Raw genomic sequence first — 26441 nt, forward strand, 5'->3', positions numbered from 1 at the left:
GACTGAACGGATATCACCGGAAATGCTGAACGGGTATCCGCCGGAATATGCAGATGAAGAAGCGCTTTTTGATGCTTTATTGCATACTCCAGCACATTTTATTCTTTCAACATGGCATCATAATGAATATAGAAATAATGAAATGATTAACAGATTCTGGAATCATTTTAATGTGGAAACAAAAGATCACTTTTACCACGGAGGAGGACGTTTGGAAAACCGCCATGCCATAGTTGAAGCATTAGTTTTTAATTTTGAACTTCAAGAGCATGCTGAAGTTCAAATAGAAAATGCACAACAGGAACTAAATTTTGCCGTATGATGAATAAGAATCTAACAGAAGAATATAAGGATTTTATTTTACTCCATGGTGATAACCTAGAGCAAATAAATCAGATTAACCACAAAGTGGATATGATTTTTGCAAATCCTCCCTATTTTCTTTCTAAAGGATGTTCATTACAAATAAATGGAATATGGAAAAATTTTGAAAAAGGAGAATGGGATAGAGAGCGAGATTTCGAAGCAATAAAAGCCTTTAACTACAAATGGCTATCTGCATATCGCAAAGTCTTAAAAGATGACGGAACTATATGGGTATGTGGTACCTATCATAATATATTCTCCGTAGCATCTTGCATGGTCGAACTTGGTTATAAAATTCTTAATATAATAGTATGGCAAAAATCCGATGCAAGGCCCACACTTTCTCGAAACTATTTTAATTTTACGACTGAATATATTGTGTGGGCAAGAAAGCATAAGCATATTCCTCACTATTTTAATTGTAATTTGATGGAGATGTTAAACGGGGGAACTCGTATGTCAGATGTATGGAAAATACCGTTTGTTGCTTCTTGGGAAATGCAATGTGGTGCACATCCTACACAAAAGCCTCTTCGCCTTCTTTATCGTATCATTTTGTCTTCCACCCGTGAAGGAGATACCATACTTGATCCTTTTGCCGGTAGTTGTACAACGGGGATTGCGGCAAATCTGCTTAATCGTAAATTCATTGGTATAGAACAAAATAAAGATTTTTTGAAATTAGGCATACGCCGTAAGGAAGAAATTAATTCTCCATTAACTGCTGACAAATTTCTAAAGAAAATGGCAGAAAACCCGGAAGAAATTATGGTAATGATAAACCATGCACGAAAGGAACTGAAGCAAAAAATGATAGAAAAAGGAATTTGTTACCTTCGTGCGGGCGATTCTAAAGGTTCATTGCTTGTCACCCCTGGATTTGAACGCATGCAATACGTTTTGCTTCATACCAATGGAAAAGATTGTCAGCTTTTTAAATTAAAAAACAGAGGAACATTTCAAATTTGGACAGCTGATACATTGCGTCAATATGGCTTTTCACCTACACATGCTCCATATTATGTTGTACTTTTTTTCAATTCTAAGAATCCGATAAAAATTATACATCAGCCAAACCTGAAGGAAGGCTCTTTTACTTACAAAGCAAAGATTCGTCCGCTAAGTGATTTTATCGGCATTAAATAGAGGCCGCTTCCCCTCAAAAAGACAACTTAGTTCTACTTGCTATTTTTACACTTCCGAAATCGTCATTTCGGAAATGGTGATTTGGCTGCGTAAATATGCAATACCTGAAAGCACTTTCCACAATTCTTTCCGTCAGGCTAAGGATGTATAGGCAGAAGATGTAAGCGTCCATCGTCAACGGCTACTTATTTCCTCAAAAGGCCGATGACTTTTCATTTTCAGATCTCTGATAATAGATTTCAAGGCAAGATGTTAAAGCATATAAAAACGAGTGATGTGATTTAAACAATTTACAACTCTAAATTGTAGATTATTTAAGATTGAAACTCTTGTTCGATTTATTTACCTCACTTCAGAGAATAATCACTTTTATATGAATTAATATCAGTATGAAAATCTCAAAACAAATTTCCTATTTTTGCGTTTTAACCGTTATTTTGATTGCATGTCACAGAAACATAGAAGATGAATTCACCACGGTTACCCCAGATGAATTATATTCGCTATTTAGTTTTGACACACAAAAAGATGTATATGAGAATTTACAGTTACTCAATTCTTTTAGCACAGAAAAACAGTATCATGTAAACCGGAAAACCATAGTTGTCAGCAACTGCATACCAGATAACATTGATGCATCACAAGGTCGATTCAGCTTAACTGTGACAGGTACGGTAAATTACACACCATTTCAAGAGATACTGAATTTTAAAGGATTTAAAATAGAAACTCCAGATGAAAGGAATAAGAATGAAGATGAAAAAAATGAGAGTGATGATAAAAGGAATGAGAGCGAAAATGAGAGCGGGAACAGTGAAGACGCTCAGACGGCAAGCCATACTATCACAAAGGAAGAACTCAAAAGTATTTTTATCTTCGATACAAATCAAACTGTGACAGTTGTGCTGGCCGATTTGGAACAGTTTAACGGAGAAAAACACATCAATGGGAAATCGATTTTTATCGATAAAATTATAGTCCAGCAGCAGGATACCCAGTCAGGCACTTTTACCTTGTTGGTTACAGGTAATGTAAATGGCCAGAAAGATTTTGAGGAAACACTTGATTTTGCCGGGTTCGCCCTGGAGAAGAAAGAAGAACCTGTTAACAAGCCGACTGACTACAACATGACAAAAAGAGCAAGTATACAAATTGCTCATGACAAAAATATTTATGAATCAAACTTTGACACATTCTATCGGGAAAATAATTCCGATGAGTTTGCGCTTCAACTCAAGGACTTTATAACTATCAGTTCTTCAAATAACGACGGAATACCATATGCATATACCCAGGATGACATGCAAAACACTTTGCTCACTGATATAAGATATGATTATCGGGATAAGAAATTATGCCTCAAGGTAAAATATAAGAATGATATTAGCCCGGAACTGTATATACCTTTTGATTGTAACGAATATTATAAGACTTTTGTTACTGTCAACCAGTCAGAAGCAAGGAAGTATTATCAAAGTGGTATATTGCATTATTTGGAAGAAATAGGTGATGGAGGATATTTGTTCAGCAAATTGTTAATTGCACGGACAGGCTTTCTGGTTCAATACCAATCAGCTTCGGCTTTTAGTCAAGGTATTAATTATACTGCCAAACTGCTAAGCTCCAACCATCAGGAACTTGCCCAATTTGATATGGTAATCAGTGGATTCAGGGATTTGAATAATTTGAAGAATGAATTGATAATCACCGGAGGAGAATACTCCGATTTTATTCAAGAAAGACTCAAAAGAAACGCAAATCTGGATGAATTAATAAGGAATACGTTCAAAAACAATATAAGCAATCTTCATTTTCTTATTAATAACACCCGACTGCTTTATTCCGATTCCGACCATTCATTATACAATAATGAAAACAAGCCACTCTACTTCAATGATGTATATATAGAATATCAATCAATTGTAAAAGAAACAGATGGCAGTTTTACGATGCTTGTAAAATTGTCATCGGTAAACGGAAGGATCCTTGACGAAATCATTCCAATAAAGCGTTTCTTATTAAGCAGTGACTTAAATAACTAAGAAGGATTTCATTATTGAAACAACACGCCGGGTATTTCTAGATAAATAATAAGATTGTTCGAAAGCGTTTGTGAAATTCAGAAGTTCTGCCTATTTTTGCTCTCATTATGAAAAAGACAGTCACTTCTCTCCTACTGATGTGGGCGATAGGCTCATGCAGTACATCTTTCCTTCAGGCACAGACCGCCGTAGAAAAAGGTCTGAAGAGTATCAATCGCCCTTCTGCCGAGGCCATTGTAGGCTTTCTGGCCGATGATGCGCTGCAAGGACGTGAAGCCGGCATGATTGGCTCGCGCGTGGCAGCCCGCTACCTGGTTTCCTGTCTTCAAGAAGCTGGCATCGCTCCTCTGTATGATGATTCATATTACCAGCCTTTTGAAGCCTGTGCCAAGGAACGGCAGCAGAAAGGCCGTTGGCAGGTACACCCTGATTCCATTGCCCAGTTGAAGCAGGGTACGCACCGCTCGCTCCGCATGGCTAATGTGTTAGGTATGATTCCGGGAGAACGGACCAATGAGTACGTAGTGGTAGGCGCGCATTTCGATCATCTGGGTATTGATGAAACACTGGCAGGTGACAAAATCTACAACGGAGCCGACGACAATGCGTCGGGTGTATCGGCCGTGATGCAGATTGCCCGTGCTTTTCAGACCAGTGGCAAAAAGCCCCTGCGCAACGTCATCATCGCATTTTGGGATGGAGAAGAGAAAGGACTTTTAGGCTCTAAGTATTTCATGCAGCACTGCGATTTTGTAAAGGATATCAAAGGTTATCTGAATTTCGATATGATTGGCCGGAACAATCGGCCGGAACAACCTGAGCACGTGGTGTACTTCTATACGGAAGCACATCCGGCACTGGGTCAGTGGCTCAAGGATGACATTGCCCGTTATGGGTTGAAACTGCAACCGGATTACCGCCCGTGGGACCGTCCGGTGGGAGGAAGCGACAATGCTTCGTTTGCTGTACACGACATTCCCATCATCTGGTATCACACTGACGGACATCCGGATTACCACCAGCCTTCTGACCATGCCGACAAGCTGAACTGGGAGAAGGTGGTGGAAATTACCAAGGCTTCTTTCCTCAATGCCTGGAACCTGGCTAACGAGAAATCGTATTAAGCCGTCATCCTATACCGAACAGTTTCATGTCCGCTTCGGGGGTAGTAATGCCTCCGATGCCGAACTGTTCTACCAGCACTTTGGCTACGTTGGGCGAAAGGAAGGCCGGAAGCGTAGGACCCAGGTGGATATGCTTCACGCCCAGGCTCAAGAGGGCCAGCAGGACGATGACCGCCTTTTGTTCGTACCAGGCAATGTTGTACATGATGGGGAGTTCGTTGATGTCGTTCAACTGGAAGACTTCCTTCAGCTTCAGGGCAATGACGGCCAGTGAGTAGCTGTCGTTACATTGTCCGGCATCAAGCACACGGGGAATTCCTTGAATATCGCCTAACGGAAGCTTGTTGTAACGGTACTTCGCGCAACCGGCCGTAAGGATGACCGTATCTTTCGGAAGTGCCTGAGCAAAGTCGGCATAGTAGTCGCGGCTCTTCATGCGTCCGTCACATCCGGCCATGACCACAAACTTGCGAATGGCACCGCTCTTTACAGCTTCTACTACCTTGTCAGCCAATTGCATTACCTGATTATGAGCAAATCCGCCGATAATCTCTCCCTGCTCCAGCTCTACAGGCGGCTGGCATTGTTTGGCCAGTGCGATGACCTCTGAAAAATCCTTGTGGCCGTCGGCATCCGTGGCAATATGCTTGCATCCGGGATACCCCGTCGAATTGGCCGTAAACATCCGTTCCTTATAAGTCGCATTTTCCAGTGGCGGCACGATACAGTTGGTAGTAAATACGATCGGGCCGTTGAATGCCGTAAATTCTTCGCGCTGCTTCCACCAGGCATTTCCATAGTTCCCTACAAAATGCTTGTATTTCTTGAAAGCCGGATAATAATGCCCCGGGAGCATTTCACTATGCGTGTACACGTCTACTCCCGTACCTTCAGTCTGACGCAAAAGCTCCTCCAGGTCGTGCAAGTCGTGTCCGCTGATCAGGATACCCGGATTCTTCCCTACTCCGATGTTTACCTTTGTCAGTTCCGGATGTCCGTAGCGGGTGGTGTTGGCACGGTCCAGCAAGGCCATTACCTGTACTCCGTGCTGCCCGGCCTCAAGTACCAGAGCCACTAGCTCATCCGCTCCCATTGTCTGTGTGGTGATACGCGCCAAAGCCGATTGCATAAAGGCATGAATGGCCTCGTCGGCAAATCCCAGACGCATGGCATGTTCGTGGTAAGCTGCCATTCCTTTCAGTCCGTACATCAGCAGTTCTTTCAATGAGCGAAGGTCCTCGTTCGGTTCTCTCAACACTCCTACGGAAGCTGACTTGGACAGGTATTCTTCCTCCTTACCGTTCCATGTCAGTTCATCCGCTTCCGGTAGGACGATACCTGCTTCCACGGCACGTACCTTCAAACGATCGCGCAGTTCCAGTCCCTTTCTCACACGAGCCAGGATACTTTCATCGTCAAAATTGGCATTGGTAATTGTAGAGAAAAGTGCGTCGGTGACAAACTCATTCGTACCGGCTTCCACTTCGTATCCCTTCGTGCGCAAGGTATCGGCAGCCACCGATACGCCACGTACCACAAAGAGCAACAAATCCATGTAGCGTGCAGTGGTATCTTTCTTTCCGCATACTCCTCTCAACACACATCCAGTGCCTTTAGCCGCTTCCTGACACTGGTAACAAAACATATTTCCTTCCATATTCTTTCTTGGGTTATTATTGATTTTTCATTAAGTTTGCGCAAAGATGAGGAATCCTGCAGGGGATTTCTGTCACCTATGTGACACACAACCCAAAGAAAAGTTAAAAGAAAGATGCATACCGAAATTTTGAACCGAATGAGCCTGTTTGAAGGCTGTGACCCGGAGGCACTTTATCAGTTACTCCGTGAAGCCCCAAACAGTCTGCGCACATATAAGGAAGGAGAATTCATTGCCCGCCAGGGTGACGTGTGCCGTTCCTTGTTTATTCTGATAAAGGGACACGTGAGGACACAAATGGAGAATGCCGAGGGCAAGCAACTCACTATCGACTGGATTAAGGCACCCGATATTTTAGCACCGGCTTTTATCTATGCTTCAGAGAATCGCTTTCCGGTGAATGTGGAAGCCACGGAACTTTGTGAGGTACTTGTCATGGACCGGACACGTTTTGAGGAGTTCATGCATGCCCAGCCGGCTGTGATGCGGAATTTTATTGCCACGATATCCGATCGGAGTCTGTTCCTGAGCCGAAAACTGAACGAGTTTGCCTTGCAGAGCTTGAAGTCACGCCTGCTGAACTACCTGAAAATGCACGGAGGCATCCACAACCAGCAGGAAGTAGCCTTTATTTTAGGAGTGGCACGTCCGTCACTAGCCCGTGCCTTGTCAGAACTGATTGCCGAAGGAAAAGTCACCATGTCCGGCAAACAGGTGATTCTTCACTCTACCGACTGACATTTATTTGAGTGAATCGTCTTCCTCTACCGGAAGCATATCGTGCTGGATGTTGTTCATGCTTCCCCACAAGCTATAGCGAGCCTCCGGATTCATGGCTTCCAGGCGTGCCAGCACCTCTTTCATATCCGAACGGTGAGAATCTTTCTCGTACGGGCAGTTCTTCACCTGCTTGCGGAAACCACGGAGAGCGGCCATCTCCTTTAGGTCGGCTTCGTGTACCAGACACATGGGGCGGATAATGGTCATGTCAAACTTGCGCATCACCAGGCGCGGCGGCATGGTGCTGAATGCTCCCTGAAAGGTCATGTTCATCAGCAGGGTTTCCAATATGTCGTCCATGTGATGTCCCAAAGCGATTTTGTTGCATCCCTGCTCTTTGGCCACAGTGAAAAGAGCCTTACGACGATTCCATGAGCAGAGAAAGCATGGCGACTTCCGTGTATCGGTCGACGGATCGAATTCCGTTTCATAACACACGTAGGGCACTCCCAAACTTTCGGCATATTCGAGCAGGTAAGTCTGGTCGGATTCGTATGCAATGTTCTTCATCACCACGTGCGCCGCCACCACCGAAAACTTAGGCTTGTAGATGCGCGAACGCTGGGCCAGCAACTCCAACAAGGCCAGCGAATCCTTTCCTCCCGAAAGGCCCACCAGAATACGGTCGCCCTCCTCTATCAGCTTGTAATTCATCACTCCTTTCATAAACCGCTGGTTGATGCGGCGCATCAGGCGGTCTTCTTCCGTCATTTTTCCCATATCGTATGTTGTTAAAACGGCGACGAATTTACGAAAAAACGCCCGAACCGCAGGTCCTCGTTACAGATTTTTATCAAGTCAGCCGGATCGTACGCTTTGACAATAGCACATTATTTACTACATTCGCAAAAATAAACACACAAAAGTTCTGACTGAATAAAAAATAGCGGAACAGAAAATGGCATAATTCCAAGAATATTCCTACATTTGAGAAACTTTTAGACACAGAAACGATGAAAAAAAGATATTTGCTTCCTCTGCTGGCTCTTTGTTGCGCAGGAGGAACTTCTGCCCAAAGCTTAAGCCAGGCCCAGAAATGGTTCAACAATAAAGAATTCGATAAGGCCAAACCCGTGTTCAAGCGCCTGGTGAAACAGTCCCCTTCGAATGCCAATTACAATTTTTGGTACGGCGCATGCTGTTACGAGACCGGCGAACTGCAGGAATCACTTCCTTATCTGGAAAAGAGTGCCGAACGTAAAGTAATCAACGGTTATCTTTACCTGAGTAAAGCGTATGCCGACCTCTACCGTTTCGACGAAGCCATTGAGAATCTGGATGAACATATCTACTGGCTGGAAAGAAAGAAACGTGACGTTTCTGAAGTGGAAGGCTTGATGGAGCATTACCGCATGGGCTCCCGCATGATAAGAGGTGTAGAGAATGTAGCTGTTATTGATAGTTTTGTAGTTGATAAAGCGAATTTCCTTGAAGCTTATAAAATTCACGAAGAATCCGGAAAAATCGGTCTGACAGGAGAAAACGACTGTACGGAATTTACTAACGGTATGAAGGATAAGAAAATCCTCTCCCACCGTTTGCCGGGAACCAACCAGAAAGTGCTGTACACCAGTGCTACATTAGGTGGCGACTGGAGTGTTCCTGAAAAGGTCAAAGGACTGGAAGACCTGGATACTGACCTGAACTATCCGTTCATGAACTCCGATGGTATTACCTTGTATTTTGCAGCCAAAGGTGAAGCCAGCTTAGGCGGATACGATATTTTCATCACCCGCTATGATGCAGAGGATGGAAGCTACCTGAAACCCGATAACATGGGATTCCCGTTCAACTCTCCTTTCAACGATTACATGTATGCCATCGACGACTTCAACGACTTAGGCTGGTTTGCTTCCGACCGCTATCAGCCGGAAGGAAAAGTCTGCGTGTACGTGTTTGCCCCCAACAATTCCAAACGGGTGTACGACTATGATACGACCGACCCAGCTTTGCTGACCAATGTAGCTATGTTGAACGGTATCCGCCATACGTGGAACGATGCCGATAAGGTACGTATCGCTAAACAGCAATTGGCACAGGTGATGTACGGAGGCAATGAAACTCAAAAAAAAGGTGATTTCCGTTTCGTGGTGGACGATAACGCCATCTATCACACCCTTGGCGATTTCCGTTCGGCCGATGCACGGAAGAAATTTCAGTTGCTCCAGCAGAAGGAAAAGGATTTGGATACGATGATTGATGCACTTGACAGAGTACGGGCCAAGTACGCTTCTGGTAATCAGAGCACAAAAGGCCAGCTGACTCCCGGCATACTGGACCAGGAAAAACGGGTGAAGGAATTGCGCGAGGAGATAGATCGTCTGACCCTCGACATCCGGAACACGGAAATCCGCAAGCTCAAGAATCCTTAATATATTCACATAACCATGGAAACACTGATTATCATTGCACTCATCGTAGGCGGATTGATACTTTTTGCCATAGAGGTCTTCCTGATTCCCGGCATCAGCATAGCGGGAATCGGGTCGGCGGTATGCGTTCTGTATGCCATCTATTCCGCTTTTACATCGCTCGGTTCGGAGGCTGGATTCATTACCTTAGGAGTTTCCCTGTTGGGCATCATCGGCGTGACGTGGTGGTTCATGCGCTCTAAGACCGTAGACCGCCTGTCGCTGAAGAAAACGCTCGACTACCGCCCCTCACCTTTTGAAGGAATGGACCTGAAACCAGGTGACAAAGGCATAAGTGTTACCCGCCTGACCCTGATAGGTAATGCCGACTTCAACGGACACATCATCGAGGTACAATCGGCCGACGGATTCATCGATGAAAAAACGCCGGTAGAAATTGTCCGTATCAACGAAACTACTGTTTACGTGAAGCAGGCCTAATCCCCTTCTCCCTTTTTGTATTCACTTTTAAATCTAAGTTATATGATTAATCCCGCTTATCTTCCGTTTATACTGGCCGGAGGTGTCATCATCTTTCTGGTCATATTCTTTCACTACGTGCCTTTCTTTCTCTGGCTTTCGGCCAAGGTGTCGGGTGTAAAGATTTCGCTCATCCAATTGTTCCTGATGCGTATCCGTAACGTGCCGCCTTACGTCATCGTGCCTGCCATGATTGAAGCCCACAAGGCCGGACTGAGCACCATTACGCGCGACGAGTTGGAAGCTCACTATATGGCCGGCGGACACGTGGAAAAGGTGGTACATGCGCTGGTATCGGCATCAAAAGCCAACATCGACCTGTCTTTCCAGATGGCCACCGGAATCGACCTGGCCGGACGCGACGTGTTCGAAGCTGTACAGATGTCGGTTAACCCGAAAGTAATTGACACCCCTCCTGTGACCGCTGTAGCCAAAGACGGTATCCAGTTGATAGCCAAGGCTCGTGTAACCGTACGCGCCAACATCCGCCAATTAGTGGGTGGTGCCGGTGAAGACACCGTACTGGCCCGTGTAGGCGAAGGTATTGTCTCCTCCATCGGTTCCTCCGAAAACCACAAATCGGTACTCGAAAACCCCGACTCCATCTCCAAACTTGTGTTGCGTAAGGGACTGGATGCCGGTACTGCCTTCGAAATTCTTTCCATTGATATTGCCGACATCGATATAGGCCGTAACATCGGAGCTTCCTTGCAGATAGACCAGGCCAACGCCGACAAAAACATCGCTCAGGCAAAGGCTGAGGAACGTCGTGCTATGGCTGTTGCCCTGGAACAGGAAATGAAAGCCAAAGCTGAAGAAGCTCGTGCTAACGTGATTCAGGCAGAAGCAGAAGTGCCTAAAGCCATGGCAGAAGCCTTCCGCACCGGCAACCTCGGTATCATGGACTATTACCGGATGAAGAATATTCAGGCCGACACCGACATGCGGAGCAGCATTGCCCGCCCTGATTCACACCCGGCCGGACATGAACCTATCGGCAAATAAAAAGACAGAAACAAAACACTTAACTTGCTAACTAAAAACAAATGCGTATGAAAAAGTATTTTCCTCCTTCAGAACTGATCATCAATGAAGATGGTTCGGTGTTCCACCTCCACGTGAAACCAGAACACCTGGCAGATAAAGTCATCCTGGTAGGCGACCCCGGACGTGTAGCTCTCGTAGCCTCTCATTTCGACACCAAAGAATGCGAAGTAGAAAGCCGTGAGTTCCGTACCGTGACCGGTACCTATCAGGGCAAACGCATCACGGTAACCTCTACCGGTATCGGATGCGACAACGTAGACATCGTAATGAATGAACTCGACGCACTGGCCAACATCAATTTCCAGACCCGTGAAGAAAACGAAACCTTCCGTCAGTTGGAAATTGTGCGTATCGGTACCTGCGGCGGTTTGCAACCTTATACGCCTGTAGGCACCTACATCTGTTCCGCTATCTCCGTGGGATTTGACGGGCTTCTGAACTTCTACGAAGGACGTAACGCGGTGTGCGACCTGCCCATGGAACGTGCCCTGCTCAACCACTTAGGTTGGACGGGCAATCTCTGTGCACCGGCTCCCTATGTGATTCATGCTAACGAAGAACTGGTAGACCGTATCGCCGGTACAGACATGGTACGTGGTGTGACAGTAGCCTGTGGCGGTTTCTTCGGTCCGCAAGGACGCCAGCTCCGTATTCCACTGGCCGACCCGCACCAGAACGAGAAAATCGAGAGCTTCGAATATCAGGGTCGCCGCATCACCAACTTCGAGATGGAAAGTTCCGCACTGGCCGGACTGGCACGTCTGCAAGGCCATAAAGCTACCACCGTGTGCATGGTCATTGCGAACCGAGTAGCCAAGGAAGCCAACACCGGATACAAGAACAAGATTGACGATCTGATTAAAGTCGTACTTGAAAGAATATAACAAACTTATTATGAATCAACAGGTTCTCTTCTTCGGGAGAGAACCTGTTTTTATGTCTGAAAACTCACTCATATGGAAGCAAGTTTTAAATCCACCCTTACCGACAAGCGTCAGCGATACGCTCAGTTCCTCGAACAGTTCGCCCCTCTGATTGAAGGCGAGAAAAACGAAATCAGCGTACTGGCCAACACCAGTGCCGCCCTGAAAGAAGCCTTCGGATTCTTTTGGGTAGGCTTCTACCTCGTACACGAAGGCGAACTCCACCTTGGCCCGTTTCAGGGCAGCGTGGCCTGCTACCGCATCAAGAAAGGACGCGGCGTATGCGGCACCGCCTGGGCTGAAGCCCGTACCCAACTCGTGCCCGACGTAGATAAGTTCCCCGGCCACATTGCCTGCAGTTCCCTCTCCCGTTCCGAAATCGTCGTGCCGATGATAGTCGCAGGAGAAGTGCGGGGCGTGCTCGACATCGACAGCGACCAGCTGGCTACATTCGATGAAACGGACCGTGAATACCTCGAAAAAGTAGTCGACCTGCTGGTGAAAACCCTCTACCAGCCCGCATAAATCTGTCGGCTACGCTTCCGGATGTAACTCGAAAACCGTATCTTTGCAAGGATTTTAAAAAGACATACACACGTGAACATATTACAAACTGAAGATACCATCTGTGCCATTGCCACCGCTCAGGGTGGAGCCATCGGCACCATCCGCGTGTCGGGGCCGGAAGCCATCACCCTCACCGACCGCGTCTTTAAGCCCGTTTCCGGCAAACCATTAGCCGGACGCGCACCTTATACTCTCACCTTCGGCTATATCCTCACGCCCGAAGGAGAAATCATCGACGAAGTGCTGGTCAGCCTTTTCCGTGCCCCCCACTCTTACACTGGTCAGGATTCCACGGAAATTTCCTGCCACGGATCGAGCTATATCCTCCAGCAAGTGATGCAGCTCCTTATCCGCCAAGGATGCCGTGCCGCAGGACCGGGTGAATATACCCAGCGTGCCTTCTTGAATGGCAAGATGGACCTGAGCCAGGCCGAAGCCGTGGCCGACCTCATTGCATCCACTTCCGCCGCTACCCACCGCATGGCCATGAACCAGATGCGTGGCGGATTCAGCCGTGAACTGGCTGTCCTGCGTGACAAGCTGCTCCACCTCACCTCCCTCATGGAACTAGAACTCGACTTCAGCGACCACGAGGAACTGGAGTTTGCCGACCGTTCGGAACTGGAAGACATCGCCCGTCAGATTGAGCAGGTTATCCATCACTTGGTAGATACGTTCAGCGTGGGCAATGCCCTGAAAAACGGAGTGCCCGTGGCTATCGTCGGCGAAACAAATGCCGGTAAGTCCACCCTGCTGAATGCCCTCCTGAACGAAGAACGTGCCATCGTGAGTGACATCCACGGTACCACTCGCGATGTAATTGAAGATACCATGAACTTGGGAGGTATCACCTTCCGCTTCATCGATACCGCCGGTATCCGCGAAACAACCGACACCATCGAAAGCTTAGGCATCGAACGAAGCTTCCAGAAGCTGGATCAGGCCGACATCGTGCTTTGGGTTATTGATGCCACTTGTGCCGAAGAGCAATACCGTCAGTTGGCCGACAAGATTCTTCCTCGCTGCAAAGGTAAGCACCTGGTGATTGTGCTCAACAAAGCGGACTTGCTTTCATCGGCTGATTCTTCAGCAGATAAACAACTCGCTCGCCTGAAAGCGGCTCTCCCCGACTTGCCGGAGGATGCTTGTGTGCTTTCCCTTTCGGCTAAGCAGAAAGAGGGACTTTCTCAGCTTCAGAAGCAGTTGGTGGACTTTGCCGCCCTGCCTGACCTGTCGCAGAACGATGTAGTGGTGAGCAACATCCGCCACTATGAAGCACTGAGCCGTGCGCTGGAAGCTATCCACCGCGTACAAGACGGGCTGACCATGCAACTCTCCGGTGACCTGGTTTCACAAGACCTTCGCGAATGTCTTTATCACTTGGGGGAAATCGTGGGCGGCACAATTGAGACGGATGAGGTGCTGGGGAATATTTTTAAGCACTTTTGTGTGGGTAAGTAATTGTCTGTTTTCAAGCGAATATAGATATAAAGGCTACTGATTTCCAGTAGCCTTTTATCATTTAGAAAGAAGAGTTGATATAATCAAATCACTTTTCAAAAAACAAACTCCTGTATATTCTTTAAAATATAGTTAAATTTACCTCGACACGTACGTGACGAGGTCTTGACACGTTCGTGCTGATGTCTCGTCACGTTCGTGTCGAGACCTTGACAGCTACGTGTCGAGGTATTTGGGTATAGGCGCAATCACATCTGCGTCTATGGCACATAAAATCTTTTATCCTATCTTCTTCAATGTGCCATAATATTTTTACCTTTGTATGGTTTACCTGCACATTGAGCGCAGACATGAAAAATTTTATCACCGAAAAAAATAATACAACCTTATGGCAAAGAAAAATAATACAGCAGATATTGGCTTTGAAAAAGAAATATGGAAAGCAGCCGATTTACTACGAGGAAACCTCGATGCTTCAGAATATAAATCCGTAGTTCTGGGACTTATTTTCCTGAAATACATTTCTGACCGTTTCGAGGCCAAATACAATGAGCTTGTAGAAGAAGGCGACGGCTTTGAAGAAGACAAAGATGAATACACTTCCGAAAACATTTTCTTTGTACCGCAGGAAGCACGCTGGGCTGTAGTAGCAGAAGCCGCACATACCCCCGAAGTAGGTACAGCCATAGACAATGCCATGCGCCTGATTGAAAAAGAGAATCCACGCCTGAAAGGCATTCTGCCCAAAAACTTTGCCCGCCCCGAGTTGGATAAAAGACGACTGGGCGATGTGGTAGACCTTTTCACCAACATTCAGATGAAAGAACACGGCGATTCAAAAGATATTTTGGGCCGTACATACGAATATTGTCTTTCAAAGTTTGCCGAGGCTGAAGGCAAACTGGCCGGAGAGTTCTACACCCCTGCCTGTATTGTCCGCACGCTGGTAGAAGTGTTGCAGCCCTATAGCGGCCGCGTATACGACCCCTGCTGCGGTTCTGGCGGTATGTTCGTACAGTCTGCCAAGTTTATCAATGAACACCAAGGAAACATAAACAACATCTCTGTATTCGGACAAGACAGCAACCCTACCACATGGAAAATGGCACAAATGAACTTAGCCATTCGCGGTATAGAAGCCGATTTAGGCAAGTTTGCAGCCGATACCTTCTTCGATGACCAGCACCCTACCCTTAAAGCCGATTACATCTTGGCCAATCCGCCTTTCAATTTGAGCGACTGGGGAGCCGATAAGTTGCAGGATGATGTACGCTGGAAATACGGTATTCCCCCTTCAGGCAATGCCAACTTTGCATGGATTCAGCACATGATTCATCACCTCTCCCCCCACGGACGCATCGGCATGGTGCTGGCCAATGGTGCCCTTTCTTCGCAATCAGGCGGTGAAGGCACAATCCGTGAGAATATCATCAAGGCAGATTTGGTAGAATGTATTGTGGCAATGCCTTCTCAATTATTCTATACCACCGGTATCCCCGTATCCCTCTGGTTCCTCAACCGCGCCAAGAAGCAAACGGGAAAAATTCTGTTCATCGATGCCCGCCAGATGGGAACAATGGTGACCCGCAAGCTGCGTGAACTGACGGAAGAAGACATTCAGCGTATCGCTAAAACGTACAATGATTTTCAGGCAGGAGTATTGGAAGATGAAAAAGGATATTGTGCAGCAGCTACCCTTGATGAAGTAGCCAAGCAGGACTACATACTTACCCCGGGACGTTATGTGGGCATAGCCGAAGCGGAAGACGACGGCGAACCGTTCCTGGAAAAAATGGAGCGACTCACTTCAGAATTGTCTGAAATGTTTGAGAAGTCGCACCAATTGGAGGAAGAGATTAGAAAGCAGTTGGGGAGTATTGGGTTTAAGATTTAATAGCTAGCCTATGAACTTGGATTTATGTACGATTGATTGGACTGCTATCGGTTCAATAGCTACTGTTATAGCCATGATTATAGCCTACCGAACTATTTATATATCGGTGAAGCAAAATAAAGACAACCAAAAGTTTCAAACCTTGTTGGTTCAACGTGAAATTGAGCAAAAAAGATTAGACGAACTGGTTGACAACATTATGATAATCAATGACTCTATACAGCCCATTGTTGTTGCTGATTATTCAGTGAAATTAACAAAAGGGATTTTCACAGAAGACGACAGACATTTTATAGATGAAATGGCAGCAAATGATATATCCAACAATAATAGGCTTAGTGTTCAATTAATCAAGTATGATAGAAATGAATCTGCGAAAAAAGTATTGATGATATTAAGTAATATGCGTCAGAAATATGGTGAATGGGTTAGAGATTTATCTATTCTCAATTTGTACAAAACAAATTACATAATTTTCCCGGATGAATTAAGAAGAATAATTCTAACTATGGCTAATATGTCAAAAGAAATTGCACCTAAGTATGAAAAAGATATTCATTTTATAATTAATGAGAAAAACAATGACTTGAACAAGGCAATAAACTTAATGAATATTTTCTGCTATACTATTTCTTCTTATTTAAATGAACAGAAAAAAATATTTGAAGATGAGTTATGTGCGTTTGTCAAGGAAGAACAAAAAAGAATAGATAGTATGATTTTTCATGATTTAATAAGATGAATAAATGGAAGAATGGAAAGAATATAGATTGGGTGATATTGCAACTATAAAAGGAGGCAAACGACTGCCTAAAGGAGTAAACCTAATTAAGGCTCCTAACAATCACCCATATATAAGAGTTCAGGACTTGGGGCATGAAAAAACTTTAGAGTTAAACTCATCTTATGCATATGTTGACGATGAAACTCAAAAGTTTATCTCAAAATATATAGTAAATACAGGAGATATTATCATGTCAATTGTAGGAACAATAGGTTTAATTGGCATAGTAGGAAATACATTAAACAACGCAAATCTTACAGAAAACTGTGTTAAAGTAGTTAATGTATCCAATATTGAGAAAGAATATCTTTACTATTTCTTGATTTCAACATATGGACAATCAGAGATGAGCAAAGGCATTGTTGGTGCAGTTCAGTTAAAATTACCCATAAAAAATATACAAAATATTAGTATTAAGGCTCCTAATTTAATAATACAAAAGAAAATCTCAAATATCCTACAATCTCTCGATGAAAAAATTGAACTAAACTGCCGCATAAATGAAAATTTAGAGCAACAGGCACAAGCATTATTCAAGTCTTGGTTTGTAGATGGGACAAATATTGAACTTAATTATCATGAACTGGGAAATATAACATCTATAACAGCAGGAGGAGATAAACCATCTATTTACTCGAAAGAATTAACAGAAAAATACTATACACCAATATATTCTAATGGAATCGAAAACGAAGGTTTATATGGCTACACAGATTTTGCTAAAATAAATAGTTCAAGTATAACTATATCTGCAAGAGGTACAATTGGGTATATATGTTTACGAACAAAACCTTATGTTCCTATAGTTCGATTAATTTCAGTCATTCCGAAAAAAGAAGAACTATCGGCTGAATATTTATACCTATGGGCATTAAGACAAAACTTCAGTGCTACTGGAACAACTCAACAGCAACTGACTGTTCCTAATTTAAAAAAAATATCAATTGGAATTCCGGCAAAAGAAATACTAAAAAAATTCAATAACATAGTGATTCCTATTTTTCAGTCAATAGAAAAGAATAAAGATGAGAATAAGAACCTTGCTCAGCTTCGTGACACCCTTCTCCCCAAACTTATGTCAGGTGAACTAAAGCTCAGTGAAATAAAAACGAAATTATATGAATGAACAAATACATTACTACATTTCTTTTGTGGAATGTTTTGAAAAACTATTAATAAAGGATTTTAATTCATAGTAAATATAAAATATTCTTCGACTTTTCACATTCAATCGAGCAGTATAACCACGTCATATATTACAAGTTTTTTGAAATAATTTGACAAGGACGCTATTTTAAACGAATTAAATTTCTATATTTGCATATAAAAATTGATATAATTCGTCAGATCCATGATACTAAGAGTAACTATAGAAAATCTGTATTCTTTCATGGAAGAAACTGAAATCAGTTTTGTAGCCGGCAAGAGTACACTACATTCAGAACAAGTAAGCAGGGCAGAAAAACGTGATGACATTTCTGTATTGAAGGCAGGTATCATTTATGGAGCCAACGCTTCAGGTAAAAGCAACATCATTAAATCTGTTTCCATGATACAGAAAATTGCTTTGTCTGGTATTCCTAAAAAGTATGTAGAGCCATTTAAACTGACAGCAACCAACAACAGGCCATCAAAGGTAGAACTTGAATTTAAGGTCGGGAAAAAGTTTTTTGCGTATGGAGCAGAATTTACCATAAGGGGAATAGTGGAAGAATGGCTTTATGAAATTACAAGCCGTGCGGACAGAGAGATTTTCACACGAAAAGTTACAGCAGAAGGGAATGAATTTACATTCGGAACGGTTAACGGTGATACAGAGACTTTACAGCTGCTGAAATTTATCAGCCAAAGTACACCGATAACAGATAGTTTTCTGTCTGAATATATAAAGCGCAACGGAAAAGGATTGCCTCTGATAAACGACGTATATGGCTGGATGAAAGAAAGTCTGAAAATTATTTTCCCGGATTCACGTTATGAAGGTATATCTATCCGTGCGGAAAAAGACAAGGACTTTGCTGTGGCTACAAAATCTTTACTGGAGTATTTCAATACAGGGATTGTAGATATTCGTCGTATAAAGGTCAGTAAAGAGGATGTGGATTTGCCAAAGGAACTGATAAGTGAACTTTTATCGGAAGCAGAACCTAATAAGAACTTTGTAATAGCATCGCCAACGGATTCTACCATTTATTTCTTTGAAACAGACTCGGATGGAATAACCGTTATATACAAGCAGAATGCGATACATAGAACAGAGAACAATGATGAAATTCCGTTCGAAATGAGTGAAGAATCGGATGGCTCTATCCGTTTGTTGGATTTCATTCCCATGCTGATTGACCTGCGTTTGAACGAATCGGTTTATCTGGTTGATGAGATAGACAGAAGTATGCATCCTATGTTGTCAAAGAAACTATTGGAATATTATTTCAAACATCTTTCCAATGAGCGTGACACACAATTAATATTCTCAACACATGAATCAAACTTACTGGATTTGGATTTGATTCGTGCTGACGAAGTATGGTTTGTGGAAAAAGGACATGAAGGAGCATCTCACCTCACTTCGCTTGCCGAATACAAGCCCAGAGAAGATATTCGTAAAGGTTATTTACAAGGCAGATATGGTGCAATACCTTTCTTTGCGCCTGTCAGCAGTCTAAAATGGTAAACAACCATGAGAAAACGAAAAGATTTTAAAAGGCGTGAAGGCGTAAAGTCTGCAAGGTTAGTGGTTATTGCAGCCGAAGGCAGGAATACCGAGAACATTTACTTCGAGTCTATGAAGGTATCATTGTGTACCTCTGATGTTCATGTGGAAGTTCTGCATCGCGACTCCAACGAATCAAGTCCGGAGAATGTTTACGAACAGATTCGTAAATTTATGTCGGAGTACAACATTGAAGATGACGACCAGTTATGGATTGTGGTAGATAAGGATAAATGGAAAGACAAAATGCTATCAGCTGTAGCACAATACTGTACTCAAAACGACAATTTACGTTTTTGTGTCAGCAACCCATGTTTTGAACTGTGGCTACTATTGCATATAGAGAATATTGCTACATATAATGAGGAAGAAATGGCAGCTCTAAAAATGAATAGAAAAGTCAACACCCAAAATACATGGCTAAAGAAACGACTGAAAGATTTGACCGGACATTATCGCGAATCAGATTATGATGCCATGGCTCTTTTGTCGCATGTTGATATAGCCATAGAAAGGGCTGAAAAATTAGATACAACCCCTACAGATAGGTGGCCTCAAAGTGTTGGTACCAGGGTTTATTTATTAGCGAAAAGTATAATAGGTAGAAAAGACAATATATAAAGCCATGTCATTCACAGAAGACAATTACGAAAAAGCCGTGACAGCTCTCTTCGAACAGATGGGCTATACGCATCTTTATGGTCCTGACATAGAGCGTGATTACTATGTGCCGTTCTATGAAGAACAGCTTATGGAAAGCCTGAGCAATGTGAACAGAGGAAAGCCACAAACGGCAATAAATGAGGCTGTAGCCAAACTGAAGAGCATTGATACCGGAAGTCTGACACAGAAAAACGAGCTGTTTATGGACTATCTGCAACATGGCATAGAAGTTTCCTATTTTGACGGTAAAGAGCAACGGAATGACATTGTCTATCTGATAGACTTCGCACACACTGAGCGCAACGACTTCCAGGTGGTGAACCAATGGACTTTTGTGGAGTACTCCGAAAAGCGGGCAGACATCATCATCTTCATAAATGGACTTCCCCTTGTGGTTATGGAACTGAAGTCTCCTTCACGCGAAGAAACGGATGCATCGGAAGCCTATTTACAGCTACGCAATTACATGAAAGAAATTCCATCACTCTTCATCTATAATGTGTTCTGTGTAATGAGTGACATGGCATGCTCAAAGGCCGGAACGCTGACAAGCAAGGAAGACCGCTACATGGAGTGGAAGACCAAAGATGGTGATTATGAAAGCACGGACTTTGCCGATTATGATACTTTTTTCGAAGGCATCTTCCAGAAAGAGCACCTTTTAGATATTATCAAGAACTTTGTCTGCTTCTCGAAAGACGAAGCAGGAGCCGCAAAAATTCTTGCCGGGTATCATCAGTATTTTGCAGTAAAGAAAGCTATTGAGCGAACGAAAATCGCTGTACAGAATGACGGTAAGATTGGCGTGTTCTGGCATACGCAAGGTAGCGGAAAATCGCTTTCCATGGTGTTCTATGCTCACTTGTTGCAAAGTGAACTCTCCCAGCCTACCATCGTGGTAATTACAGACCGCAACGATTTGGACGCCCAGCTCTATACTCAGTTTGCCAAGTGTAAGGATTTCTTGCGCCAAGTGCCCGTACAGGCCAAAAGCCGCGAAGACCTGAAGGCTCTGCTGGCCGGGCGTGAAGCAAACGGAATTGTATTCACCACCATGCAGAAATTTGAAGAATCGGCCGAGCCTTTGTCGCTCAGGAAAAACATTGTGGTGATGACCGACGAAGCACACCGCGGACAATACGGATTTGAAGAGAAAATCCGCATGACCAAGAATGAGAAAGGAGAAGACATTGCCAAGCATGTCATAGGTACTGCAAGGATTATTCATGACTGCCTGCCGAATGCATCGTACATTGGTTTTACAGGTACGCCCATATCTACAAAAGACAGGGATACGGTTGAGGTTTTCGGTAACTATATCGATGTGTACGACATGACTCAGGCGGTGGCTGATGGCGCCACTTGTCCGGTATACTATGAATCGCGCGTAATCAATCTGAACCTGGACGAAGCCACATTGAGAGCCATTGACTCGGAATATGATTTACTTGCCGAGGAAGGTGCTACGGATGAACAGATTGAGAAGAGCAAAAAGGAAATGTCGCACCTGGAAGAGATTTTGGGTGCTCCGGAAACAATCGATTCGCTGTGCAGGGACATTCTGAAGCATTACGAAGAAAACAGACAATATGAGCTGACGGGCAAGGCTATGATTGTGGCCTATTCACGCCCTATCGCAATGAGTATTTACCACAAACTGCTTGAACTGCGTCCTAACTGGACGGAAAAGGTGAAGGTGGTAATGACCGGCAGCAACAAGGACCCTGAAGAGTGGCATGATATTATCGGTAACAAACAGTATAAGAAGGAACTCGCCAAGCGTTTCAAAGACAATGAGGACCCGATGAAGATTGCCATTGTAGTGGATATGTGGCTAACCGGTTTTGACGTACCATCATTGGCTACAATGTACGTGTACAAGCCCATGAGCGGACATAACCTGATGCAGGCCATTGCCCGTGTAAACAGGGTGTTCAACGGGAAAGCGGGCGGACTGGTGGTAGACTACATCGGCATAGCTAAAGCTTTGAAAGAGGCTATGCACGATTATACCCGTCGAGACCGCAAGAACTTTGGAAATCCAGATATTAAGGAAACGGCCTTACTTAAATTCAGGGAAAAATTAGAGGTTTGCCGCGATTTATTCCACGGCTACGATTACAGCAATTTCCAAACAGCATCCGATCTGGAATGTGCTCAAATCATAAAAGGCGGGGTGAACTTCATCATGTCGCCAGCCAAGCAGGAACAGCACCAGATGTTCCTGAAAGAAGCACTGCTTCTGCATAACTCTCTTACCCTGTGCCGAAGCTTGTTAGACGAATCACAGCGATACGAAGCGGCATTCTTTGAAGCAGTCCGTACCCTACTCTCACGAATGACGGGAAAAGGGAAGGTATCCAAACGCGAAATTAATGCAAGAATTGGAGAGTTGCTCAAACATAGCATCAAGAGTGAAGGAGTGATTAATCTTTTCTCTGATGTAAAGGCTGAATTCTCTCTGTTTGATGCGGCATTTCTTGACGATATATCCAAAATGAAGGAAAAGAACATAGCCGTTGAACTGCTGAAAAGGTTATTGGCAGAACGAGTGACCTTGTATCAGAAAACCAACATCGTGCAGGCTGAAAAGTTCTCTGACCTGCTGAATCGTTCCTTATCGAACTACCTGAAAGGACTGCTTACGAATGAAGAGGTAATACAAGAACTTTTGAAATTGGCAAAAGAAATTTCATCCTCCGAAGCTGCCGGAAATGACCTTGGGCTGACACGTGAAGAAAAGTCTTTCTACGATGCCTTGACCCAGCCTCAGGCCGTACATGATGTATATACCAATGAGGAACTGGTGGCCATGACCAAGGAACTGACGGAAATTCTCCGGAAGAACCGTACCATTGACTGGCAGAAAAAGGAATCAGCCCGTGCCGGCATGCGCAAAATGATCAAGCGTCTGCTGAAGAAGTATCATTACCCACCTGAAGAAGCAGCAAATGCGCTTGAGACCGTTATTCGCCAGTGTGAGCAATGGACAGACAATGAAATGCCTGCAAATGAGCCGAAAGTATATCACTTTCATGAGAGTGATTATCCTATGGCTGCGGAAGAAAGGGTGGAATATAATAAAAAATAAGATTTTACCAAACACAATAAAAGACGACTAAATATGAAATGGATTACATCTACAACTATCAAACAATGGGCAGATACAAGGTCTGCACAAGGATTGTTACCAGAATTAATATTACGATTGATAAGAGCAACCTTAACCAACACAAGTAATATTAGATTTTCCAATGGAGACGCAGTTCATTTAACAGGTTGGGACGGCGTAGTAGAATCGGCTGATGCAATCTTTAATATTTCTCCCGGAATTTCACTTTGGGAATGTGGGGTTAACGCAAATCCCCTTCAAAAAGCGAATGAAGATTATAATAAACGGACAAAGGATCCATTAAAATATGACAAAGCATCTGCCACATTTGTATTCGTAACACCACGAATATAGGATAAAGCTACTGAATGGGTACAAGAAAAGAAGCAATCAAAAGAATGGAAAGATATAGTTCACATTTGCCCATTTTGAACGAGAATAACAGGCAAACAAAAAGACAAGAAATGAAACCGACCACCGGATACGACTTTACCATATTCCGATGATCGGTGTTTTTTTTGATATAAAGTCTTCTGAGAACTGATGCCACAGCCTTGTCGTTTACCTGGGTTGCCGGTTCGGTAATTCTCATCAATTACGTCTTATCGCATTTCAGCCATCGTCCACGTTTCAGACGTACAAGGAAGATAAATCCACGAAAACACAGTTCTACGCACATGGCAATCCATACGCCTTGCAGTCCCAGTGTCGGGGCGAGCCAGGCAGCCAGAGTCAGACGTACAGCCCAAATGCTGAATAAGTTCATCAGGCATGGAACCAGTGTATCGGCTGCTCCGACAAAGACACCGTATGCAACAATAGAGGCCGCAAACATCGGCTCAGCAAAAGCTTCGATGCGTAAAGCCATTACCCCCAGCTGACGGATTTCCTCCACAGGAGTCATCATCCCGATAATCTGAGGGGCGAACAGATACATAAGGATACCCATTACGCCCATGATGGCCATTCCCATCAGTACGGTAATATGGGCAAAGCTGCGGGCCAGCTTCTTCCGCCCGGCTCCGATGCTCTGGCCGACAAGAGTGGTGGCCGCATCCGCAATTCCGTAGCCGGGCATATAACAAAGACTTTCGGCCGTAATGGCAAAAGAATTGGCTGCAATGGCAAAGACTCCGAGTGGCGCTACAATGACTGTCGTCAGAATCTGTGCCCCGCAAATGACCACATGTTCTATTCCCATCGGGAAACCGATACGGAGTGCTTTCCTGAACGTGTCAGCTTTCAGTCGGAAATGGCTTTCCCGGATGTGGCAGCTCAGTTTCTCTGAGCGTGTCAGCAGATACCAGAGCAACACACTGGCGACGACGGTCTCTGCGGCAGCCGTACCCAGGGCAGCACCGCTCACACCAAGTCCGGCTCCCGGGATAGTGAATTGCATGCCTGCTATGCTACATCCGCGTGTCGGGAAAATCAGAAAAAAGTTGAATACCACATCCAGTACGCACATGATGACGCCCAACAAACTGGGAATGCGCATATTTCCGCTACAACGCAGCATGCCGCCTGCCAGAAAAATCATTTGCAGGACAGGCAGGAAAATAGAAAATATGAAGAAATAAATGGAAGCATCCCGACGGATGGAAACATCGCCTCCCAGCCATGCCGGCAGTGAGGAGCTGATGCTCGCGCCCAATATGGCCAGCAGCAGACTGAAGACCAGTGTGCCGGCAAGTGACTGCAGCAGAATCATACGTGCTCCCTTCAGGTCGCCTGCTCCGACTTTGTGGGCCACCTGTACAGAGAATCCGGTAGCGGCAGCCGTACAGAGTCCCCAGAAAAGCCATGTAGTGGTCGATACCAGTCCGATGGAAGCAGATGCCTCTGCACCGATACGTCCCACCATGGCTGCATCGATATACTGCATGATGATGGAAGACAGCTGTGCTATAATGGCCGGAACGCTGAGTTCTACGGTCAGGCGCAGCTGCTGTCGCAAGGTCATCGGACGGCCGTCACGGATAAGGTCAAGCAACACATCTGTTTTCTTTTTTGCAGCCGGATGCTCCTTGGATTGCTCCGGTAAGGCTCCATTTGTGTCCGTTTCAGGTAAGTTACGTTTCATCGGGTCATTCTTCTGTTGTTAAGGCATCGACAAAGCCCTTGAAACGCGACAGGGCATCCTGTAATACCGAACGCGGACAGGCAATGTTCCAGCGCAGGAATCCTTCTCCTTCGGCTCCGTACATGGTACCGCTGTTGAGCCAGAGTCCGGTAGTTTCCAGCAGACGGGTCTGCAAGGTATCAGACGGCAAATGCAGTGCCCTGCAGTCTGTCCACACCAGATAGGTTCCTTCCAGCTTTGTCACCGGTATTTCAGGCAGGTGGGTACGGAAGAATGCACACAGATAGTCATAGTTGCCCTTCAGATAGTCCAACAACTCAAGAAGCCAGTCCTCACCTTCATTATAAGCGGCGATGGCAGCCTCAACCCCGAAAGGATTGACATCGCACACCTCGTTAATGTTGATGGCACGGTCTATCCGCTGGCGCACGGTCTCATCGCGGGCTATAATGCTGGCTATCTGCAATCCTGCAATATTAAAGGATTTACTGGGTGATACGCAGGTCACGGAATTCCACAAATGCTCCTCACTGACAGATGCATACGGTATATAGGTATATCCGGAGAAAACAAGCTCACAATGTATCTCGTCCGATAGAACGGTCACATTATTCTGCAGACAAATCTCTCCTATCCGGCACAGTTCCTCACGGGTCCATACACGTCCTGCAGGATTATGCGGGTTGCACAAAAGCAGCAACTTTACGCCCGGTTCTTTCACTTTACGTTCCAGGTCGTCAAAGTTGATATGGTAGGTACCATCTTCGTATATCAGAGGATTGGTGACAACGCGGCACCCGTTGTTACGGATGGATGAAAAAAAGCAGTTGTACACAGGAGTCTGCACAACTACACCGTCTCCAGGTTGGGTCAAAGCCTTGATGACAGCAGATACGGCCGGAACTACTCCGGAAGTGTATATCATCCACTCTTTACGGAAAGTCCAGTGATGGCGCCTTCCAAACCAGCGGGTTACTGCCGTATAGTATTCATCGGGGACACGCACATACCCGAATATGCCGTGCGCTACACGTCTGGTTAGTGCTTCAGTAATTGCCGGCGCCGTACGGAAATCCATGTCGGCTACCCAAAGGGGAAGTATATCTTTATCCGCCGGCAGACTGTCCCACTTGTAGGAATTGGTTCCCCGGCGGGAAATAATTGTATCAAAGTCGTATTTCATGGTCC

Annotated in this window: 21 protein-coding genes and 1 pseudogene; 18 read left to right on the top strand and 4 right to left on the bottom strand. The window is 44.8% G+C overall.

All coding sequences use genetic code 11. The features are described 5' to 3' along the window. From DXD04_RS09795 to DXD04_RS09810, 4 genes and pseudogenes are all read left to right on the top strand, one after another. A pseudogene (locus tag DXD04_RS09795) lies at positions 1–322 on the top strand (hypothetical protein); the annotation flags it as partial. Further along, the gene (locus tag DXD04_RS09800; RefSeq protein WP_117672997.1) at positions 319–1512 is read left to right on the top strand and encodes a DNA-methyltransferase; all 1194 of its coding nucleotides are present in this window, start codon (positions 319–321) and stop codon (positions 1510–1512) included. The pseudogene DXD04_RS09795 and the gene DXD04_RS09800, both read left to right, overlap by 4 nt. 389 nt (positions 1513–1901) lie before the next feature. Next, entirely contained in the window at positions 1902–3554 is a 1653-nt protein-coding gene (locus DXD04_RS09805; protein WP_117672999.1) for a hypothetical protein, read from the top strand. Positions 3555–3691: 137 nt separating this feature from the next. Further along, entirely contained in the window at positions 3692–4678 is a 987-nt protein-coding gene (locus DXD04_RS09810; protein WP_117673047.1) for a M28 family metallopeptidase, read from the top strand. A 4-nt stretch (positions 4679–4682) separates the two neighbouring features. Here the strand turns inward: DXD04_RS09810 and hcp are convergent, their stop codons facing one another. Further along, on the bottom strand, positions 4683–6335 hold the full coding sequence (hcp, locus tag DXD04_RS09815) for a hydroxylamine reductase (RefSeq protein ID WP_117673001.1): 1653 nt from the start codon (positions 6333–6335) through the stop codon (positions 4683–4685). A gap of 114 nt (positions 6336–6449) precedes the next feature. Here hcp and DXD04_RS09820 point away from each other — a divergent pair, with 114 nt between their 5' ends. Beyond that, entirely contained in the window at positions 6450–7073 is a 624-nt protein-coding gene (locus tag DXD04_RS09820) for a Crp/Fnr family transcriptional regulator (protein ID WP_117673003.1), read from the top strand. A 3-nt stretch (positions 7074–7076) separates the two neighbouring features. On the opposite strand, the gene DXD04_RS09825 is transcribed toward DXD04_RS09820, so the two are convergent. Next, a complete protein-coding gene (locus DXD04_RS09825) occupies positions 7077–7835 on the bottom strand; it encodes a PP-loop family protein (RefSeq protein WP_117673005.1) in 759 nt (252 codons plus the stop codon). Positions 7836–8068: 233 nt separating this feature from the next. Between DXD04_RS09825 and DXD04_RS09830 the strand changes: the two genes are divergently transcribed. From DXD04_RS09830 to DXD04_RS09890, 13 genes are all read left to right on the top strand, one after another. Continuing rightward, positions 8069–9487 carry a tetratricopeptide repeat protein gene (locus DXD04_RS09830; protein WP_117673007.1) on the top strand — a complete coding sequence of 473 codons (1419 nt, stop codon included), beginning with the start codon at positions 8069–8071 and terminating at the stop codon, positions 9485–9487. A gap of 15 nt (positions 9488–9502) precedes the next feature. Next, the gene (locus tag DXD04_RS09835; RefSeq protein WP_117673009.1) at positions 9503–9967 is read left to right on the top strand and encodes an NfeD family protein; all 465 of its coding nucleotides are present in this window, start codon (positions 9503–9505) and stop codon (positions 9965–9967) included. 42 nt (positions 9968–10009) lie between these two features. Continuing rightward, complete coding sequence (gene floA, locus DXD04_RS09840; protein WP_022052745.1) at positions 10010–11011, top strand: flotillin-like protein FloA; 1002 nt, start codon at positions 10010–10012, stop codon at positions 11009–11011. Positions 11012–11058: 47 nt separating this feature from the next. Then, complete coding sequence (locus tag DXD04_RS09845; RefSeq protein WP_117673049.1) at positions 11059–11937, top strand: nucleoside phosphorylase; 879 nt, start codon at positions 11059–11061, stop codon at positions 11935–11937. Between the two features lie 72 nt (positions 11938–12009). Beyond that, positions 12010–12501: a GAF domain-containing protein gene (locus tag DXD04_RS09850; protein ID WP_117673011.1), complete on the top strand. Its 492-nt coding sequence runs from the start codon at positions 12010–12012 to the stop codon at positions 12499–12501. A gap of 72 nt (positions 12502–12573) precedes the next feature. After that, positions 12574–14004 carry a tRNA uridine-5-carboxymethylaminomethyl(34) synthesis GTPase MnmE gene (gene mnmE / locus DXD04_RS09855; protein ID WP_117673013.1) on the top strand — a complete coding sequence of 477 codons (1431 nt, stop codon included), beginning with the start codon at positions 12574–12576 and terminating at the stop codon, positions 14002–14004. Positions 14005–14392: 388 nt separating this feature from the next. Next, complete coding sequence (locus DXD04_RS09860) at positions 14393–15898, top strand: class I SAM-dependent DNA methyltransferase (protein WP_117673015.1); 1506 nt, start codon at positions 14393–14395, stop codon at positions 15896–15898. A gap of 10 nt (positions 15899–15908) precedes the next feature. Beyond that, the gene (locus tag DXD04_RS09865; RefSeq protein WP_117673017.1) at positions 15909–16640 is read left to right on the top strand and encodes a hypothetical protein; all 732 of its coding nucleotides are present in this window, start codon (positions 15909–15911) and stop codon (positions 16638–16640) included. A 4-nt stretch (positions 16641–16644) separates the two neighbouring features. Then, complete coding sequence (locus DXD04_RS09870) at positions 16645–17808, top strand: restriction endonuclease subunit S (RefSeq protein ID WP_117673019.1); 1164 nt, start codon at positions 16645–16647, stop codon at positions 17806–17808. A gap of 225 nt (positions 17809–18033) precedes the next feature. Continuing rightward, positions 18034–19356, top strand: a complete 1323-nt coding sequence (locus DXD04_RS09875; protein ID WP_117673021.1) for an AAA family ATPase — start codon at positions 18034–18036, stop codon at positions 19354–19356. A 6-nt stretch (positions 19357–19362) separates the two neighbouring features. Beyond that, positions 19363–20016, top strand: coding sequence for an RloB family protein (locus tag DXD04_RS09880; RefSeq protein ID WP_117673023.1), 654 nt, complete (start codon positions 19363–19365; stop codon positions 20014–20016). 4 nt (positions 20017–20020) lie between these two features. Continuing rightward, a complete protein-coding gene (locus DXD04_RS09885; RefSeq protein WP_117673025.1) occupies positions 20021–23149 on the top strand; it encodes a type I restriction endonuclease subunit R in 3129 nt (1042 codons plus the stop codon). Positions 23150–23182: 33 nt separating this feature from the next. Beyond that, positions 23183–23524 carry a hypothetical protein gene (locus DXD04_RS09890; RefSeq protein WP_117673027.1) on the top strand — a complete coding sequence of 114 codons (342 nt, stop codon included), beginning with the start codon at positions 23183–23185 and terminating at the stop codon, positions 23522–23524. Positions 23525–23765: 241 nt separating this feature from the next. Here the strand turns inward: DXD04_RS09890 and DXD04_RS09895 are convergent, their stop codons facing one another. Together DXD04_RS09895 and DXD04_RS09900 are read right to left on the bottom strand one after the other, a co-directional pair. Continuing rightward, positions 23766–25133: an MATE family efflux transporter gene (locus DXD04_RS09895; RefSeq protein ID WP_181977478.1), complete on the bottom strand. Its 1368-nt coding sequence runs from the start codon at positions 25131–25133 to the stop codon at positions 23766–23768. A 124-nt stretch (positions 25134–25257) separates the two neighbouring features. Further along, a complete protein-coding gene (locus DXD04_RS09900) occupies positions 25258–26436 on the bottom strand; it encodes a MalY/PatB family protein (RefSeq protein WP_117673031.1) in 1179 nt (392 codons plus the stop codon). Positions 26437–26441 lie beyond the last annotated feature (5 nt).

Source organism: Phocaeicola plebeius, assembly GCF_003437535.1.
Lineage (GTDB): Bacteria > Bacteroidota > Bacteroidia > Bacteroidales > Bacteroidaceae > Phocaeicola > Phocaeicola plebeius_A.

Bases quoted from the DNA above. Each gene is read 5' to 3' on its own strand.
- DXD04_RS09800 (WP_117672997.1), top strand. From the start codon at position 319: ATGATGAATAAGAATCTAACAGAAGAATATAAGGATTTTATTTTACTC.
- DXD04_RS09805 (WP_117672999.1), top strand. From the start codon at position 1,902: ATGAAAATCTCAAAACAAATTTCCTATTTTTGCGTTTTAACCGTTATT.
- DXD04_RS09810 (WP_117673047.1), top strand. From the start codon at position 3,692: ATGTGGGCGATAGGCTCATGCAGTACATCTTTCCTTCAGGCACAGACC.
- hcp (WP_117673001.1), bottom strand. From the start codon at position 6,335: ATGGAAGGAAATATGTTTTGTTACCAGTGTCAGGAAGCGGCTAAAGGC.
- DXD04_RS09820 (WP_117673003.1), top strand. From the start codon at position 6,450: ATGCATACCGAAATTTTGAACCGAATGAGCCTGTTTGAAGGCTGTGAC.
- DXD04_RS09825 (WP_117673005.1), bottom strand. From the start codon at position 7,835: ATGGGAAAAATGACGGAAGAAGACCGCCTGATGCGCCGCATCAACCAG.
- DXD04_RS09830 (WP_117673007.1), top strand. From the start codon at position 8,069: ATGAAAAAAAGATATTTGCTTCCTCTGCTGGCTCTTTGTTGCGCAGGA.
- DXD04_RS09835 (WP_117673009.1), top strand. From the start codon at position 9,503: ATGGAAACACTGATTATCATTGCACTCATCGTAGGCGGATTGATACTT.
- floA (WP_022052745.1), top strand. From the start codon at position 10,010: ATGATTAATCCCGCTTATCTTCCGTTTATACTGGCCGGAGGTGTCATC.
- DXD04_RS09845 (WP_117673049.1), top strand. From the start codon at position 11,059: ATGAAAAAGTATTTTCCTCCTTCAGAACTGATCATCAATGAAGATGGT.
- DXD04_RS09850 (WP_117673011.1), top strand. From the start codon at position 12,010: ATGGAAGCAAGTTTTAAATCCACCCTTACCGACAAGCGTCAGCGATAC.
- DXD04_RS09860 (WP_117673015.1), top strand. From the start codon at position 14,393: ATGGCAAAGAAAAATAATACAGCAGATATTGGCTTTGAAAAAGAAATA.
- DXD04_RS09865 (WP_117673017.1), top strand. From the start codon at position 15,909: ATGAACTTGGATTTATGTACGATTGATTGGACTGCTATCGGTTCAATA.
- DXD04_RS09870 (WP_117673019.1), top strand. From the start codon at position 16,645: ATGGAAGAATGGAAAGAATATAGATTGGGTGATATTGCAACTATAAAA.
- DXD04_RS09875 (WP_117673021.1), top strand. From the start codon at position 18,034: ATGATACTAAGAGTAACTATAGAAAATCTGTATTCTTTCATGGAAGAA.
- DXD04_RS09880 (WP_117673023.1), top strand. From the start codon at position 19,363: ATGAGAAAACGAAAAGATTTTAAAAGGCGTGAAGGCGTAAAGTCTGCA.
- DXD04_RS09885 (WP_117673025.1), top strand. From the start codon at position 20,021: ATGTCATTCACAGAAGACAATTACGAAAAAGCCGTGACAGCTCTCTTC.
- DXD04_RS09890 (WP_117673027.1), top strand. From the start codon at position 23,183: ATGAAATGGATTACATCTACAACTATCAAACAATGGGCAGATACAAGG.
- DXD04_RS09895 (WP_181977478.1), bottom strand. From the start codon at position 25,133: ATGACCTTGCGACAGCAGCTGCGCCTGACCGTAGAACTCAGCGTTCCG.
- DXD04_RS09900 (WP_117673031.1), bottom strand. From the start codon at position 26,436: ATGAAATACGACTTTGATACAATTATTTCCCGCCGGGGAACCAATTCC.